The sequence below is a fragment of the Vibrio sp. R11-SG3-ISO9 genome (assembly GCF_059834255.1).
In genome coordinates, this window is sequence record NZ_JCBDGU010000027.1 from 16,422 (window position 1) to 34,483 (window position 18,062).

Below are 18,062 nucleotides of genomic sequence, written 5' to 3' on the forward strand. Positions count from 1 at the left end.
TCTAGTTTTAAGGTATTGCTATACGTTGGATTATTTTATCGAGCGAAGTGCAACACGTTGTCCGCTTTGTTATCGATATCGAGGCAACAATGGTGTGCGTCAGTTGCTGCCGAGCGAGTTTTTGCTCTGGCAAGCTGTGTTCTGACTCTCTCTAATAACTGTTCTAGGGTTAAGTCGGAGTCAGGCTGGTAACTACTAGCACCCGCAGTGAAGGTAACAGGGATTTCAGTAGCATTGTCAAAAAGCTCGACCAGTCGGCTAAACACCTTACGTGCTTCCTTAAGGGGAGTGTTGGGTAAGAGGATGAAAAATTCATCATCGTCACGGGCAATAGTTTCGGTTTTTCTTAGTTGTTCTATGCAAAAAGAAGCGAATTGTTGTAAGACAGCGTCTCCAACTTGAAAGCCATGTTTGTGGTTAATGGTATTGAGTTGGTTAATATCGAAATGAACAACAGTTAAAGGTTGACTGGTTCGATCGCACAATGCGATTGCTCGGTCGAGCTCCTCTAAAAAGACGGCGTAACTGTATACGTTGGTCAGTTCGTCTTTAAAGCTGGTGGCTTGGCGCAGTTTTTCAAGCTGATGGTTGAGTTCCAAGTCTCTCAAGATGTGTTCGTCTACTGTGAGCCACTTTTCAAAATCTCTAATTAGCCTTGCTGAGTCTATGTGGTGAGTATGAAGTGAGTGTTTGAGTTGGGACAGTAAATTGGCTTTTACCGCTAGGCCACATAACAGGAATTCGGCCACCGTAACGTGATGGGCGTTTAACTCAGTAACAAGCCGAGCATGATAATTGAAATTTTTTTGAGTGTAACTGCACGTTAACCAGGTCTGTATATGATGCTTAATGGCGTTGCAAAGAGGACCATGCGACAGACAGCTATGCACGTCAGGATGGGAAAATCGGGTTTTAGTCCTCAATTGATGAAGGTATCTATCTGAGAATTCTGAGTGATTTATGCTCAGTTGAGCTAGATGATGAGAGAGAGTTTGAACTTGTTCGGTGGTTAGGTTGACTAACTCAAAGTAACGCTCAATGTTGCGTTGATTGATTGTCATTCCTTCCCGCTGTAGGTTCATATTACCCTCTAAGTGCATTTGTGTACGGTAAAATTAGCATAGTATTCGGAGGTGGAAGAGTAAAGGATACGCAGAGAAATAAAATCAATCACTTACATAATTTGAACTTCCTTACATTTTAAGAGAAATGAAATGTAAGCGCAGGTAGCGTTTTTACTAGGGTAAGGTTCTCTAGGATTTTACTCGAGAAAAGTCTGTTTCGACGCACTAAGTGTTTTATTAGTTATTACATGACGTTAGATTTTTCTCTATACTTATTTTTATTATCGTGTGTCCAACTTGTGGCGTATTCAATCACACTATTTATTTTATCATTTGCAGGGAGAGTCAAATGGGAACAGATTGCCGAGTTAATCCAATTAAACGGTCAACATTTTTTCGCTTAACCCACCGCTCACGCGCACTAGCACTGCCTCTCATGGCGCTCTTACCTATCTCTTCATTTGCTTCTGAAGGTGGCGTTCAAGTCATCGAAACGACCCAGTTAGTTGGTTTTGGTGAAGCGAAGTATCCAGCTGATTTCAAACACTTCGATTACGTAAACCCAGACGCACCTAAGCAAGGTAAAATCACCTATGGAGCGATCGGTACGTTCGACAGTTTTAACCGTTTTGGATCGCGTGGTGTATCAGCAAGTTACAGTGGTGAACTTTACGATACACTAATGTTTTCACCATCGGATGAAATAGATGCGTATTACCCACTTATTGCGTCAAAGGTACGCTACGCCAGTGATTTTTCATGGCTTGAAATAGACATCAATCCGAACGCGCGCTTTCATGACGGCAAACCAATTACAGCGCACGATGTCGCGTTTACTTTCGATAAGTTTTCAGAAGAGGGTGTTCCTCAATATCGCGTTTACTACAAAGACATTAAATCCGTTACTGCTGTCTCTGATTTAGTGGTCCGAATTGAGATGGAAACGCCAAATCGTGAAAAGCTATTCAGTTTTGCGCAAAGCACTCGTGTGTTGCCAAAGCACTACTGGCAAGACAAGAAGCTCTCTGAACCTTTGAGTGAACCGCCTGTAGGCAGTGGTCCTTATAAAGTGATCAACTACAAGTCTGGCCAAAGTGTTACTTACGGATTAGACGAGAATTATTGGGCTGCAGATTTACCTGTCAATGTTGGTCGCAACAACTTCGAGCGTGTCCAATACGATTACTATCGTGACGATACGGTAATGCTAGAAGCCTTTAAAGCGGGTGAATTTGATTTCCGTATGGAGAACTCCGCTAAGTTTTGGGCAAACTCTTACACAGGTAGCAACTTTGATAAGGGCTACATCGTAAAAGAAGAGATCGCTCATGAGCGTCCAGAATCGGCGCAAGGCTTTGTGTTCAACACTCAATCAGAGGTGTTTAAAGATCCTAAGGTTCGTGAGGCATTAACTTATGCTATGGACTTTGAGTGGATGAACAAGAACATGTTCTACAACCAATACGATCGTACGCGCAGCTACTTCCAAAACACCGAATACGAAGCAACAGGCTTGCCGTCTGATGCAGAAGTGGCGGTACTTTCTGAGTTCAAAGACCAAATTCCCCCACGAGTATTTACTGAAGAGTTTCAACCACCAGTTACTGATGGCAGCGGCCGTATTCGTACTCAAATGAGAACAGCGTTTAAGCTTCTTAAAGAGGCGGGTTGGGTGCTGAAAAATAAAGTGATGACCAACGAGAAAACGGGGCAGACGCTCTCTTTCGAATTGCTAATCTACAGCCCGACGACTGAGCGTATTTCTATTCCACTTCAGAAAAACCTGAAACGAATGGGTATCGATATGAAGATCCGAACGGTTGATACGACCCAATACATCAAGCGCTTACGTGATCGTGATTTCGATATGGTTTCTTCGGCATATTCAGCGAACGCTTACCCAAGCCCGAACTTGATGATTGCGTGGAACTCGAACTACATTGATTCGACTTATAACACGGCTGGTGTTATCGATCCGGTTATCGACTCTTTGACTGAACAAATATCCAAGAGCCAACAAGATCCTGAAAAACTGCTTACGTTAGGTCGAGCACTTGACCGCGTACTACAGTGGAATTTCTACACCATTCCTCAGTGGCACTTGGGTAAGTACCGTGTTGCGATGTGGGATAAGTTTGAGCGCCCTGATACCTTGCCAAAATATGACCTTGGTGTTGATACGTGGTGGATTTCGCAAGATAAAGCGAAGCTACTACCTGAAAAACGTCGTTAGGGAGTCTCATGGCTGCGTATATATTTAGACGTTTATTGTTGGTGATCCCCACATTGTGGGCGATCATCACCATTAACTTTTTTATCATCCAGATTGCTCCCGGTGGCCCAGTAGAGCAAGCTGTAGCTCAGTTGGAAGGCCACAATTCTGGCATCATGGAGCGCTTCTCTGGCGGTGGCCAAGAAGTCGACTTGAGCGATTCAGAACAAGCTTCTTCGAGTGGCTACAAGGGCTCACGCGGTTTAGATCCTGAAGTCGTTGAAGAGATCAAAAAGCAGTTTGGTTTCGACAAGCCGATTCATGTCCGCTATTTCGATATGCTGAAAAACTACGCCACCTTTAACTTTGGTGAAAGCCTATTTAAAGGAGGCAATGTTATCGATTTGATTGTCGAGCGCTTGCCTGTCTCTATCTCATTAGGGCTGTGGAGTACGTTGATCATTTACATCATATCGATTCCGCTGGGCATTATGAAAGCTATCCATCACGGCTCTCGGTTTGATATCTGGTCGAGTGCGGTGGTGATTGTCGGCTATGCGGTTCCGGGTTTCTTATTTGCGATCATTCTGATTATTCTATTCGCAAGCGGTAACTACTTTAGTTGGTTCCCATTGCGTGGGTTAGTCTCCAGCAATTTTGACCAGCTCAATTGGTATCAGCAAATCATCGACTATTTCTGGCACTTGGCGTTACCGATCTTTGCGATGGTGATTGGCGGCTTCGCAACACTAAGTATGCTGACTAAGAACTCTTTCCTTGATGAAATCAACAAGCAATACGTTGTCACGGCTCGCGCCAAAGGACTCGATGAAAACAGTATCCTCTACCGACATGTTTTCCGTAATGCGATGCTCATTATTATTGCGGGTTTTCCGAGTGCGTTTATTAGTATCTTTTTTACTGGCTCAATGCTGATAGAGGTGATGTTTTCTCTAGAGGGGATAGGGCTGCTTGGTTTCGAGTCGACAATTCAACGAGATTACCCAGTGGTATTCAGTTCTCTCTATATTATGACTCTACTTGGGCTCGTTCTCAGCATTATCTCCGATCTTACTTATACCTGGGTTGATCCTCGAATCGACTTTGAAGCGCGTTAATGGTGAATTCTAAATGAAGTTTAAAAATCCTTTAGCAGAAGCAAGATGGTTAAGGTTTAAAGCCAACAAGCGCGGTTTTGTCTCTCTGTGGATCTTTTCCATTCTGTTTGTGTTGAGCTTGTTTGCTGAGATTATCGCTAACGATAAACCGCTGCTCGTGTCTTATGACGACCAGTGGTTCTTTCCAGTAGCGGCAGAATACGCCGAAACTGAGTTTGGTGGTGAGTTCGAAACCGAAGCGGATTACAAAGACCCTTATGTCATAGAACTGATTGAAGAGAAAGGCTACATGATCTGGCCTGTGATTCGCTTTAGCTACGACACTATTAACTTTGAAATTTCTGGGGCGGTACCATCTCAGCCAGATTCAGTTAACTGGTTGGGGACGGATGATAAAGGACGCGACGTATTAGCGCGGATCATTTACGGTTTTAGAATCTCGGTGTTGTTTGGTTTTGTACTGACTATAGTGTCGAGTGCTATCGGTGTAGCTGTTGGTGCCACACAGGGTTACTACGGTGGTTGGGTTGATCTGTTTGGGCAGCGCTTTATTGAAGTGTGGTCGGGGATGCCAACACTGTTCTTACTGATCATCCTTTCAAGCTTTATTGAGCCTAACTTCTGGTGGCTGCTCGGCATTATGGTGCTGTTTAGTTGGATGAGTTTAGTCGGGATTGTGCGAGCGGAGTTCTTACGTTGCCGTAATTTTGATTATGTTAGAGCAGCTCAAGCTATGGGCGTTGAAGATAAGCGAATCATGCTACGTCATATGTTACCCAATGCGATGGTAGCATCGTTAACCATGATGCCATTTATTCTATCTGGCTCGGTGACTACGCTGACGTCACTTGATTTCTTAGGTTTTGGCTTACCTGCAGGGTCACCTTCTTTAGGTGAGTTGCTTGCTCAGGGCAAGGCTAACCTCCAAGCGCCGTGGCTTGGTATTTCCGCGTTTGTTGTACTATCGCTGATGCTGACACTGTTAGTGTTTGTTGGTGAAGCGGTTCGCGACGCATTTGACCCACATCAGCAGAGGTAACAATGAATAATACTGTTCTGACTATTGAAAACCTCTCTGTTGGTTTTGGCCGTAAAAATGCCATTGAACAAGTCACTTATAATGTCTCCTTGTCGATAAACAAAGGGGAAACATTAGCCTTGGTGGGCGAAAGTGGTTCTGGAAAATCGGTGACTGCTAACTCAGTGTTGAAGCTACTGCCAAAAGGTTCGTCTCACTATCTAACTGGGCGTGTGAACTTTTCTGGTACCGATATCCTTAGCTGTTCTGAACGTCAGCTGAGAGGTATTCGTGGTGGTCGCATTGGCATGATCTTCCAAGAGCCTATGGTGTCACTGAACCCACTGCATAAAGTGGGTAAACAGCTGGTGGAGACCCTAGCGATTCACCGTGGAATGCGAACCAATAAAGCGCAGGCCTTAGCTATTGAATGGCTTTCTAAGGTTGGCATTCGTAACCCAGATCAGAAGATAAACGCATACCCTCATGAACTCTCAGGCGGGGAACGTCAAAGGGTAATGATTGCGATGGCTCTGATTAATGAGCCTGAGTTGCTAATTGCTGACGAACCAACGACTGCACTGGATGTCTCTGTACAAGCCCAGATACTGGACTTGCTCAAAGACCTTCAACAAGAGCTTGGTATGGCGATGCTGTTTATTACTCACGATTTGAGTATCGTACGCAAAATTGCTGACCGTGTTGCTGTTATGAAAGATGGTGAGTTAGTTGAAGAAGGTGAATGCGTTTCGCTGTTTAGTACACCAAAGCATCCGTATACCAAAAAGCTGATAGATTCTGATCCTAAAGGTTTGCCTGTCCCTGTTACAGCTGATGCAAGTTCACTACTTAATGTTGAACAGCTCAAAGTGTGGTTCCCAATCACAGGTGGCTTGTTTAAACGCACCATCTCACACGTGAAAGCGGTAACTGATATGCAGTTTGACCTAAAGCAAGGGCACTCAATCGGTTTGGTTGGAGAGAGTGGCTCGGGTAAGTCGACGACAGGTATGGCGATTTTGAAGCTGGTCGAGAGTGAAGGCTCAATCCAATACGATGGCAATCAAATCCAAGGGTTGAATCGTCAAGAGATGTTGCCGTATCGAAGTCGAATGCAGGTAGTGTTTCAAGATCCGTTCTCAGCACTGAATCCACGTATGTCGGTCGCACAAGTAATAGGTGAGGGCTTGCGAGTTCACCAAGAACTGGATGAAGCTGAACTTGACCAGCGCATTTGTGAGGTAATGAAGGAAGTCGATTTAGACCCTGCAACACGCCATCGTTACCCGAATGAATTTTCAGGTGGGCAGAGGCAACGTATTGCGATCGCACGAGCTTTGGTACTCAAGCCAGAGTTTATCCTACTGGATGAGCCTACTTCATCTTTGGATAGAACGGTTCAGGCGCAAGTGTTGGAGCTTCTGAAATCGCTACAGGAAAAGTATCAGCTGACTTATCTTTTCATCAGTCATGATTTGAACGTAGTCAAATCACTTTGTCACTATACCATTGTGATGAAGGCCGGGGAGGTGATTGAAAAGGGCGAGACAGAACGGCTTTTTTCTAACCCTCGACATGAATACACCCGGCAGTTGGTTTCTTTGTCTAATGTAGGCTCTTAAATACAACTCATTTGTCGCTTTTGTCCATCAAGCCCGATATTTAAAGGTATCGGGCTTTTTCATTTCTTCATTTCCATTTCTTTCAATTACTTAGTGCACCGATTGACCAATTGAAAACCAACCAAGCTAACTGATACATAAGCTAGTTTTGTAGCTGACTGCGCAATTCTCAAATTCTTTGTTTGTAGCTAAACAAAATGCAAACGTTTGGTTTGAGTTTTTGATCTAGTATAAGTGATTGATTTAATGTATTTTTATGCCTGTTTTTATTGAGCTCTTTGTAACCTTTTGTACACGAATGTAACCATTTGACTACTTTTTATCATTAATTATATTGATGCTCAGTTGTTATAAATGGAGTTTGGCTAAATAAAATGGTTGCATATTTATTGAAGCGTTTCGCGTTAGTTGTACCGACGTTTCTAGGGATCACAATACTCATCTTCGCGATTACCCGCTTTGTGCCGGGTGGTCCGGTGGAGCGCATGCTAGCAAATATGCAGCCGCAAGGTGATGGTGCTTCGGCGAGCGCTGTAGTGGGCCAAAACTCCGCACTTTCAGAAGAACAGTTGGCAGACTTAAATAAGTTTTACGGTTTAGATAAACCCGTAACCGAAGCTTACCTAGATTGGCTGTCACGCTTGGTTCAATTCGACTTAGGTGAATCGACTCGTTACTACGAGCCAGTTACTGAGATGATCTTTGAGCGACTGCCAGTGTCTGCGATGTATGGCGGCATAACTTTCTTTATCAGTTACTTCATTTCGATCCCGCTTGGCTATTACAAGGCCTTGAAGCACGGCAGCGTTTTTGACTCCGCTTCGTCAATCATGATTTTTGTTGGATACGCATTACCAGGTTACGTAGTGGGTGTTCTGCTTATCACTTTGTTTAGCTACCACTTAGAGTGGTTCCCGATGGGTGGGTTTGTCGACGATGATTTTGATGATTTCACCACATTGTCAGAGCAGGTGACAGACATCCTCTGGCATGCAGTGCTGCCTCTGATTTGTTACTTAATTGGTGATTTCGCCACGTTAACCATGACCATGAAAAATAACCTAATGGAGAACCTGTCATCGGATTACATTCGAACCGCGATTGCTAAAGGTCTGCCATTTAGACAAGCCATTCGTAAGCATGCGCTTCGCAATAGCTTGATTCCGATTGCGAGCCACTTTGGTAACTCACTACTGTTTTTCATGACGGGCTCATTCTTGATTGAAGTGATCTTCGATATCAATGGCATCGGTTTGCTAGGTTACGAATCTATTGTAGAGCGAGATTATCCGGTGGTGATGGGTATTGTTGCGATTAACGCATTGGTACTGTTACTTGGCAATATTTTATCTGATGTGTGCGTTGCGCTTGTCGATCCTCGTGTGAAGTTTGGAGCGTAATCATGTCTGGATTAAATATGTTCACTATTAACCCGTTAACCAGAAAACAAATCAAGCGCTTCAAAGAGATCAAACGTGGCTACTGGTCGCTTATGTTGTTGTCGACACTATTGATTTTGTCTCTGTGTGCAGAAGTGCTGATCAATAGCAAAGCGCTGGTTGTACGTTACCAAGGCGAGTACTTCTTCCCGATTTTTTCCGATGTGTATTCAGGCAGCACATTTGGTTTGGATTACGCTGCAGAAACCAACTACCGAGACCTGCAGCAGAACTTTGAATATGAGAACAATGGCGACTTCGTGTTATTACCACTGGTTCCTTGGAATGCATTTGAACAGGACTTTTCAGGCAACTTTCCGCCTAATGCTCCAGATTTTGAATCGCAACACTACTTAGGCACCGACGTTATTGGTCGCGATATCCTTGCCCGTTTGGTTTACGGCTTTCGAACTGCGATGGGCTTTGCTTTGCTGACGATGAGCATCGCCTACGTCATTGGTGTCACGGTTGGCTGTGCAATGGGGTTCTTTGGTGGGAAATTCGATTTAGTCGTTCAGAGGCTGATTGAAACGTGGTCAATGGTGCCGTTCCTCTACGTAATTATGATTTTGGTTTCCATAGCGCAACCCACCTTTATGCTGTTCGTCCTGATCAACGTGGCATTCAGTTGGATGGGTATTACCTGGTACATGCGAACCATGACATACAAGGAGTCAGCGCGAGAGTACGTGTTGGCTGCCAAAGCTTTAGGTGCTTCCACTGCAAGGATCATTTTCCACCATATCTTGCCCAATACCATGGTGATGATAGTGACGCTCGCACCTTTCACTATTGCTGCGAACATTACTGCTCTGACGGCGTTAGATTATCTGGGTCTTGGCCTTGTTCCGCCAACACCTAGTTGGGGAGAGCTGTTACAGCAAGGGAAGTCGAACTTGGATTCACCTTGGATTGTTGTGTCTGTGGTAACAGCGATTGTTTCTGTGTTGGTCATGGTGACCTTCATTGGTGAGGCCATTCGCACCGCCTTCGACCCGAAAAAATACACTCTATATAGATAGAAACAAGGAAGTAATCATGTATAGATTTGCACTTATTTCACTGCTGTTCAGTGGTTTGGCTCAGGCTGCTACACTACCAAGTGACCTGCAATGGCAGAGCAACTGGCAAGACCCTGTTTTTGCGTCGGACGAAGCTAAACGTGGCGGAACTCTGCGTAGTTACATGTTGAGCTTTCCACAAACTCTTCGCTCTGTCGGCCCTGACGCGAACTCGGGTATTCGCTTTTACATTATGGATGGCACGCCAAAGCTTGCTCAACGTCACCCAAATACGGGTAAGTGGATACCTCAACTTGCTAATGAGTGGGCGTTTTCAGATGACTACAAAACGGCTTACTTTAAGTTGAATCCAAAAGCCAAATGGTCTGATGGTGAAGCGGTAACGGCAGATGATTACCTGTTCATGCTGACGTACTACCGTTCTAAGGACATTATCGATCCTTGGTACAACGATTTCTTCAGAAACAGTATCGAAAGTGTCGAGAAGTTCGATGACTACACAATCTCTATCACTGTCTCTGAGCCAAAGAGTAATGATGAGCTGATGGTGCTACTCAATACACCTAGCCACGGCTTGCAACCGCGCCCGCAGCACTATTTTGCCAATATCAATGATCAAAATGGCGATGGTATGGACGATAACTTTGTTCGTAAATTCAACTTTAAAGCTGAACCAACGACGTCGCCTTACTACATCTCTAAGATCAATAAAGGTCGCAGTATCACCTTTAAACACGTTGGTAACGATTGGTGGGGATACGACAACAAGTATTACCAGAACCGTTTTAATGTCGACAAACTGCGTATCAAGGTGATTCGTGATTCGGATATTGCACGTAAACACTTTGAGAAGGGTAAATTAGATACCTTTGCGATGGTTCTTCCGCAAATGTGGCATGAGAAGACAGACTCAGAACCTTTCACAAAAGGCTACATTCAAAAGTTTTGGGGCTTTAACCAAACACCACAAGGTGCGGGTGGCTTGTGGATGAATACCTCAATGCCGTTGCTGAATGATATCAACGTCCGTAAAGGGATCACTTTCGCCACCGACTTCGATGGCATGATCAAGAACGTACTTCGCGGTGACTACTCACGCAAGCCTCATGCTATGGGCTTTGGTCACGGTGATTACGACCTACCAGATGCGAAAGCGCCTGCCTTTGAACCAGAGCTGGCTATTGGTTATTTCGAAGCTGCTGGCTTTACCAACATTGGACCTGATGGTATTCGAGTCAACAAAAACGGCGAGCGCCTAAGTTTTAAGATCACTTACGGCTATAACATCTGGACACCTCGTATTGCGTATCTCAAAGAGCAAGCCAAGCTAGCGGGCTTAGAGCTTAATCTGAACCTAGTCGATGGCTCTGCGGCATTTAAATACATCCTAGAGAAAAAGCATCAACTTGCATTTTTGAATATGGGGGGAGGTGAGCTTCCTGCATACAAAGAGTATTTCCACTCTAGTAATGCAAACCGAGTGCAGACTAACAATCACACTAACTACAGTTCGCCAGAGTTGGACCGCAAGATTGAAGCATTTAAATCTGAATTTGATGCTGACAAAAAACATCAACTTTCTAAAGAGATCCAAAAAGCAATCTCAAACGCCTACGTGATTGTACCGGGCTACATGGTGCCCTATACACGCGATGCACACTGGCGTTGGGTTAAGTTTCCAAATAACCCAATGACGAAGAAAACCGGTGCGATGTTCAACATTCTAGGCACCAGTAATTTCTGGATTGATACCGAATTAAAACAACAAACTCAGTTGGCTTACAAAGAGGGCGAGACGTTCGAACCTGTCACTGTGATTGACGACCGTTACAGGCTATAGGGCGCAATATTAAATGAAGCAACAAACAGTACTAAAAGTACGCGATTTAGAGGTGGAATTCAGCACCGATGAAGGCGCAGTCAAGATCCTAAAAGGTGTCTCATTTGACGTTAAAGCAGGCAGAACCTTGGGCTTAGTGGGTGAATCGGGCAGCGGTAAAAGCGTAACATCAATGTCGATCATGGGACTGTTACCTAAACCATATGGGCAGGTAACTGCGGGTGAGATTTGGTATCGCGAAACGGATCTGACCAAGATGGCGGAGCAGGATTTGTACCAAATGCGCGGCAACCGCATCTCAATCATCTTCCAGGATCCAATGACGGCGCTGAATCCAGTTCAAACCGTTGGTAATCAACTAGTGGAAGTACTGGATCTACACCATCGCCAGATGTCTAAGGCTGAAAAGGTGGACTACGCAATCGGCTTGCTAGAAAAAGTAAAAATTCCGATGCCTGAGCTTAGATTTCAAGAGTACCCACACAACCTTTCTGGTGGTATGAGGCAGCGAGTGATGATCGCAATGGCACTGGCTTGTAAGCCGGACGTACTTATCTGTGATGAACCAACCACAGCGTTGGATGTGACAGTACAAGCCTCGATCCTCAAACTCATGAAAGAGCTTCAGGAAGAGACGGGCATGGCGATGATTTTCATTACTCATGACTTAGGTGTGGTTGCTGAGATCTGTGATGACGTTGCGGTGATGTATGACGGACGCATTGTCGAAAATGCGGATGTGTTTGAACTCTTTGATTACCCGAAACACCCTTATACCAAGAGGTTGCTTGGCCTTATTCCCGGCTTAGATTTAGAACCCAAGCAAGCAATACAGATTGACCCTATTGATCTGTCACTTTTTCCTGAATACCAAGGGGCATCGTAATGGCAGAAATACTTAGAATCGAAGGGTTAAAACAGTATTACCTAACGGGTAAGGGCGTCTTCAAAAAAGGTTATGTGATCAAAGCTGTCGATGGCGTTTCTTTCAGCTTAGAACAAGGTCAAACTTTAGGGTTAGTGGGTGAGTCTGGATGCGGTAAAAGCACTCTTGGGCGTACCATTCTCAAGTTGTATGAACCAACGGAAGGAAAGATCTTCTTCGAGGGTAAAGAGATCACGTCTTTGAACTCAAAGCAGATGAGACCGCTTCGCCGTGAAATGCAGATTGTCTTTCAAGATCCATTAGAGTCTTTGAATCAGAGACATACAGTCGGTGGCATCCTCGAAGAACCTTATAAGATTCATGGTATTGGCACTCCAGCCGAGCGAAAACAGTGGGTATTGGAACTACTCGACAAGATAGGTTTGCCGCACACGGCGATAAACCGCTATCCCCATGAATTTTCCGGTGGTCAAAGGCAGCGCATTGGTATTGCTAGAGCTATTGCGTTGAAACCGAAGCTACTTATTTGTGATGAGTCAGTATCGGCGTTGGATGTATCAGTACAAGCTCAGATATTGAATTTACTCCTCAAGATACAAAAGGAGATGAATCTATCCATCATATTTATCTCACACGATTTATCGGTGGTTAAACATATTTCAGACCACGTAGCGGTAATGAAAAAAGGGAAAATTGTCGAAATGGGAACCGCAAAAGAGGTGTATTCATCACCAAAGAATGAATATACCAAGGAGTTATTATCCGCGATTCCTATTACGCACCCTTCACAAAGAATAAAAAACAAAACAACTCAGGCGGCGAATAACTATTAAAAAGAGAGACGGATATAAATAGCAGAAGGACAGTATGAATAGAACAAAAGTATTGCCAATTCTATTGTTGGCATCGCCCACGCTTGTGCTTGCAAATAACTTGCAGGATGAGTGGGTCGAGAGCGACGAAAAAAGCGCATGGTCAGGATATGTGAGTGCCGATTACTCGCGTAATGGTTATGAAGACAGTGCCTACTTAGCTAATCGTTCAGCTTCAGCAACGGGCGTTTTGCGCTATGCCGTTTCTGATAAATCTCGATTACAACTCGTGGTATCTGGCTATCACCAGCAAGATGGCGATGTTTATGGTACTCGTGGCCAGTTTTGGAATGACACTTCTTTGTCATGGGCTCGTAACGGACTATTTAATCCGACTGAAGGGTCCTCGGTAAGTGGTGAAATTAGGGCGATATTTCCGACGTCAGAGTCTTCTAAAAGAAATGACCTGCAGTTCGGAACTCGTGTGAAAATTCGTTGGAGTGCGGCATTTGATGAGGTGTTAGATGGTCTAACACTGAGCAATACGCTACTGCTAAGAAAGAATTTTCATGAATATAAAACCGCTGGTGGATATCAACTGATTGAGTACCGACTGAGCAATCAATTTTCCGTGGATTATGCGTTTGCAGACGACTTTTACTTCAATATTTTCTTAATGCCAAGGCAGTCCTGGAATTATCACGGTAACTCACTGGATCCAACCATTTTACATGGAGAAGAGGTTGGCTACCAAATGACAGAGAGTATTTCGATGTCAGTTGGTATGACGAACAGTGTGGGTTATTACAACCCAGATAAAGGGCAAAACCCGCTTAATGATCTGATTGATTTAAAAAAGATGACCTATTACGCAGTGGTTAATTATCAGTTCTAGCGAGAGAGCAAGTTAATAAAAAGACATCGTTATTTAACAAACGATATAACTATAAATACAGGGACATTATGTTTAGAAAAGCAATAATTGCAGCGAGTATCGCAGCTGTACTCAGTGGGTGTGGGGCCGAGGATCGTGCCTATGACACAGTCGAAAGATCCGCAAAAGAGGTGACCGTTCAATCTCTGGATACAGAATCATTGTGGATGTATATGCCTTCAACGGGTGAAGCACCGCGTTATGCGTTAACGCAGCGTGGTTTCTTCCAAGGCGACCCGAAGTTGGTTAAGCTGCGTTTTGACGAAACCAATGGTATATATGTTGAAGCGCTAGACCGCGATAAAGTTGATTCTCTAGAACCTAGCCGTTGGGACTCTGAAATCAACCGTGTACCAGTGCTGAAAATTCCTGGTGAATTCAGACAATACCGCTGTGCTGAAAATGGTTACGGCGAATGTACCAATAAAGAAGAGATTAATCATGATGAAAATGTCGACTGGACAACCGCGACACACTTCATTCCTGATTACGAAAACATCGAATCACTATCAGAAGATACGCTAAGTACATGGTACACGGCTAGCAACGTATCAGAGAGCGCTGATCCACGTGTTATCTCTTATGAATACAACCCAGAAGAGGGTGTGATTAATGTTGAGGTAGAGCGTACATTTACAGCTGACCCGGAAGATCAGTATGAGTTTGGTGGTTTAGAAAACTTGTCATTCAAGACTCGCTTTTTCTACTCTCTAGTTAAATTAGATAAGCTGGCGAGCTCAAACTACGAGCCTGTTTATTATCAGGGCCAAGACAGCGCGTATTATGGCTTTTTTAATGACAGCAAAGCGGTGAAAACGCACACAGGCGAAAGTGATGTTCAAGGCTCGCGCTTCGCTTACATCAATCGTTTTAACCCAAATCTAGAGTCGATCGATTACTACCTAAGCGATAGCTATTTTAAAGAGGGTAACGAAGTTTACCGTCAACTGACTATTGATACGATGAAAGAGGTCAACGAGTCACTTGAAGGCACCGGTGTTCCGCCAATCAAGATTGTGAATACCGATGAAAAAGCGGGTATTCAATCTGGTGACTTACGTTACAACGTTTTCAATCTGATTGATGAGCCGGTAGACAATGGCTTGTTGGGTTATGGTCCATCGGCAACGAACCCGCTAACGGGCGAGATCATTCACGCTCATGTTAACCAATACTTAGGCGTTATTCGTACTACCACTCGTCGTTACTGGGATGACTTGGCGATGCGCTATAACCGTCAAGAAATCGCTAAGCTGGCACCGAAAGTGGAGAGTGAATCCGACAGTGGCGAAGCTGATGGTGATGCAGCACCAGTGGTTGCTGAGCGTACTGACGTTGATGTGTTTAACGACATGATCGCGGCTGACCGAGGTCCAGACCAATTCGTTCCACAAGTTACCGAAGGTGAGATGGAGTTTGTTGGTCAAGGCAAGTTCATTAATGAACTACCAAAAGCTGATTTAAACCATCAATTTGATGTAACCAACCAAGATGCAGCGCTAAAAGCGTTTTATAAACGTCAAGATATGCTGAAACGTTTCTCTGAGCAGAACGTCTACAGTGAAGACGCAATGTGGCTAAGTACTAATGCGAAAGGTCTGATCGCTGGTATTGACTACGCTGATGGTGGTTATTTTGCTGATGCTGAACAAAACACCATGAAAAAATGGAATGAGTTGAGCCTAGAGCAGCAGAAGTTTGCAAGTGAAGCGATCTCTGAGCACATGTTTAAGTCGACTTTGATTCATGAGTTAGGCCATAACCTAGGTTTACGCCATAACTTCATGGGCTCAGTGGATAAGACGCACTTTTACACTACCGAAGAGTTGGCACAAAGTAGCTTAGGTCACCAAGGCAAGCCTGCAGCATACAGCTCGATCATGGACTACGGTGCATCGATTTTTGATGAGTTGTTGGTCTTTGGTAAATACGATAAGGCTGCACTTAAGTTTGCTTACGCTCGTGAGATTGAAACCAACGAATTTGTTGGCGAATCAGTTCGTGATAAGACAGGCGCTCAAGTTCGTAAGACATACTCATTGGCAGAGTACGACCGCCAGATGACCGAGGATTACAATGCGTATCCTACCGGCGTTATTGCTCACTTGCGTGCTAACGCAGGTACTGATGGTATCCCAGAATTAGCGAGCTACCGCTTCTGTACCGATGAGCATACGACGACAAGTTTAACTTGTGATCGTTTTGATGAAGGTACATCGCTAACCGAGATTACGGAGTTCCGTATTCAGCGTTATTACGACAGCTACGAAACGGCTAACCGCCGAAATGGTCGTGATTGGTTCTCTCAATATCACCAATATGAATACTTCTGGCAACGTATGTATGAATTCCAGAAGATACGTGACATTGTAGAAAACGTCGGCGAAATCGATTTTATTTTCGCACGTTACATTGGTGCTGATACTACCAATAACAAAGGGCAGGTGTTTGAAGAGATCGCAGAGAACAACTGTTTAGATTGGCGTGGTAATCCAGTGCCACTTGACAACATGTCCGCAGGTTTACGCCCTATTTGTGATACGTACAATGCGGCAAATCTAGCAGCTGACTTCTTCTTAGATGTACTCACAGCACCAGATAAAGTATGTGAGTTGGAAGAGCTAAGTGGTGTTGAGGGTGTGCCGAACCGTTATCGCTTTGCAAAACTGTCTGATCTTTGGCTAACGTACCAAAGTGGTATGTCTCTGAACCGAGACGTTCCAACGAGCTGTTTCGATGAGGAGCTTGTTCAGCTGCTGAAGAACCAAGCTAATGAGATTGTGATGCGCTCTGAGACGCGTGATGGTCATATTTGGTCAAGCCTGAAGGCTAACAACCCGTACCAAACTGCGTCTAATTCAGTTGATCTACTGGGTGTGTGGCCAGACAAACTGCTTGCTGCGCAAATGTTGGTTCGTCGCGACTCACCGTACATCGCAACAGAGAATTCAAGTCTAGCGTTGATTGATCTGTCAGATAAGATCACCAAGTTGTACACACATCTGTCAGATTTAGCTGGCCGACCTGAAGCGCGTCAAGCGATCTTCGTTGATGGCAATGGTGATTATGTTGAAACCGTACTTCGTTACCAGCCGAGTATGACTCAAACGATTGAAGCGGTACCTTCATACCTATGGCCAATGAAGCGTTACTTTGTGTTGGGAGGACAAGATGCCTTTGAATATTGGACTGAAGGTGCAACACAAGACACTGTAGTTCCTTACTTTGGTACGTTGTTAGCGAATTTATCTAAGTATAACCGTGCGAATGAATATGGCCTTGGTGACTCTGTTCGTGGTCTAAGTGATTCAATCGCGATTAACTTAGCTAACAGTTCAACCGCTGACCCAGACGGTATTAACTTTACTTGGAAAGGGGTGAACTACTCGCTGAACTCACGTAACTCGCTTGCGAATGCTGTCGCTTCACGCGCCTTGTACCAAGATGATCAAAAAGCCCGTGTTGAGAAGCTAAACGGCTTGCCATATCGAGTTCGAAATGCGCTGTCTGTATTTAGAAACACACGTGACCGTAATGAAGCTCGTATTATTGCGATTGGTGACAAAGATGCGTTGGTTGCGCTTCGTGATACGACTGGTTTCGCACGCTGGACAATGTTCGACAGAATGTTCGAAGAGTACGAAGAAGACGGCAACAAGTGTCTACGCTTTAAAGTAGATGGTGAGTCTGATGAAGATCACATGAAGCGCAAGTGTAACTCTCTAGCTCGCCTGCAAACCGCTCAAAACAGTGCGATTGGCAAGTTTGAGGATGACGAGCTAGACAATATGTTTGATGTGGCACAGATCTTTGGTGACCAAATTGCGGATAACAACACAAGTTCTCTCAATGCTGCTCACAAAGAAGTATACGACTACGACCCAGAAGAACTAAGACTTTGGAGTTCGAACGAGTATGTGACATACCGCCGTGCTTTCGAACAGTTTCCGCGTTACACAAAGTAATTAGGAAGTAATAAACTAAGTCGTTAATTGGAGCCGGTTATTCTTTCTAGTCTAGCCGGCTTTTTTATTCATCAAATTAATGCATTACATTGAATTTTTAGCTGCATTATCTGTTATTTATATGTTATAT

The 18,062-nt window shown here is 44.4% G+C and carries 12 protein-coding genes; 11 read left to right on the plus strand and 1 reads right to left on the minus strand.

What is annotated here, in order from left to right; translation table 11 throughout:
- Nucleotides 1-35: 35 nt before the first annotated feature.
- A complete protein-coding gene (locus tag AC6R05_RS08300; RefSeq protein WP_500647121.1) occupies nt 36-1,061 on the minus strand; it encodes a GGDEF domain-containing protein in 1,026 nt (341 codons plus the stop codon).
- 352 nt (nt 1,062-1,413) lie between these two features.
- Here AC6R05_RS08300 and AC6R05_RS08305 point away from each other — a divergent pair, with 352 nt between their 5' ends.
- The 11 genes from AC6R05_RS08305 (at nt 1,414) to AC6R05_RS08355 (ending at nt 17,932) form a co-directional block, all read left to right on the plus strand.
- Complete coding sequence (locus tag AC6R05_RS08305) at nt 1,414-3,297, plus strand: extracellular solute-binding protein (protein WP_285464416.1); 1,884 nt, start codon at nt 1,414-1,416, stop codon at nt 3,295-3,297.
- A gap of 8 nt (nt 3,298-3,305) precedes the next feature.
- Entirely contained in the window at nt 3,306-4,394 is a 1,089-nt protein-coding gene (locus AC6R05_RS08310; protein WP_032552367.1) for a microcin C ABC transporter permease YejB, read from the plus strand.
- A 13-nt stretch (nt 4,395-4,407) separates the two neighbouring features.
- Nucleotides 4,408-5,433 (plus strand): ABC transporter permease, encoded by a 1,026-nt coding sequence (locus AC6R05_RS08315; RefSeq protein WP_390519578.1) that lies wholly within the window; start codon nt 4,408-4,410, stop codon nt 5,431-5,433.
- Between the two features lie 2 nt (nt 5,434-5,435).
- Nucleotides 5,436-7,034 (plus strand): microcin C ABC transporter ATP-binding protein YejF, encoded by a 1,599-nt coding sequence (yejF, locus tag AC6R05_RS08320; RefSeq protein WP_500647122.1) that lies wholly within the window; start codon nt 5,436-5,438, stop codon nt 7,032-7,034.
- A 374-nt stretch (nt 7,035-7,408) separates the two neighbouring features.
- Nucleotides 7,409-8,434: an ABC transporter permease subunit gene (locus AC6R05_RS08325; RefSeq protein ID WP_032552373.1), complete on the plus strand. Its 1,026-nt coding sequence runs from the start codon at nt 7,409-7,411 to the stop codon at nt 8,432-8,434.
- 17 nt (nt 8,435-8,451) lie between these two features.
- Nucleotides 8,452-9,495 (plus strand): ABC transporter permease, encoded by a 1,044-nt coding sequence (locus tag AC6R05_RS08330; RefSeq protein ID WP_152470687.1) that lies wholly within the window; start codon nt 8,452-8,454, stop codon nt 9,493-9,495.
- Nucleotides 9,496-9,511: 16 nt separating this feature from the next.
- Complete coding sequence (locus tag AC6R05_RS08335; RefSeq protein ID WP_500647123.1) at nt 9,512-11,335, plus strand: extracellular solute-binding protein; 1,824 nt, start codon at nt 9,512-9,514, stop codon at nt 11,333-11,335.
- Nucleotides 11,336-11,348: 13 nt separating this feature from the next.
- Complete coding sequence (locus AC6R05_RS08340; RefSeq protein ID WP_500647124.1) at nt 11,349-12,221, plus strand: ABC transporter ATP-binding protein; 873 nt, start codon at nt 11,349-11,351, stop codon at nt 12,219-12,221.
- Nucleotides 12,221-13,054 carry an ABC transporter ATP-binding protein gene (locus tag AC6R05_RS08345; RefSeq protein WP_084181896.1) on the plus strand — a complete coding sequence of 278 codons (834 nt, stop codon included), beginning with the start codon at nt 12,221-12,223 and terminating at the stop codon, nt 13,052-13,054. Before AC6R05_RS08340 ends, AC6R05_RS08345 begins: the two co-directional genes overlap by 1 nt.
- 34 nt (nt 13,055-13,088) lie before the next feature.
- Nucleotides 13,089-13,928: a hypothetical protein gene (locus AC6R05_RS08350; protein ID WP_500647125.1), complete on the plus strand. Its 840-nt coding sequence runs from the start codon at nt 13,089-13,091 to the stop codon at nt 13,926-13,928.
- 68 nt (nt 13,929-13,996) lie between these two features.
- The gene (locus AC6R05_RS08355; protein WP_500647126.1) at nt 13,997-17,932 is read left to right on the plus strand and encodes a zinc-dependent metalloprotease; all 3,936 of its coding nucleotides are present in this window, start codon (nt 13,997-13,999) and stop codon (nt 17,930-17,932) included.
- Nucleotides 17,933-18,062 lie beyond the last annotated feature (130 nt).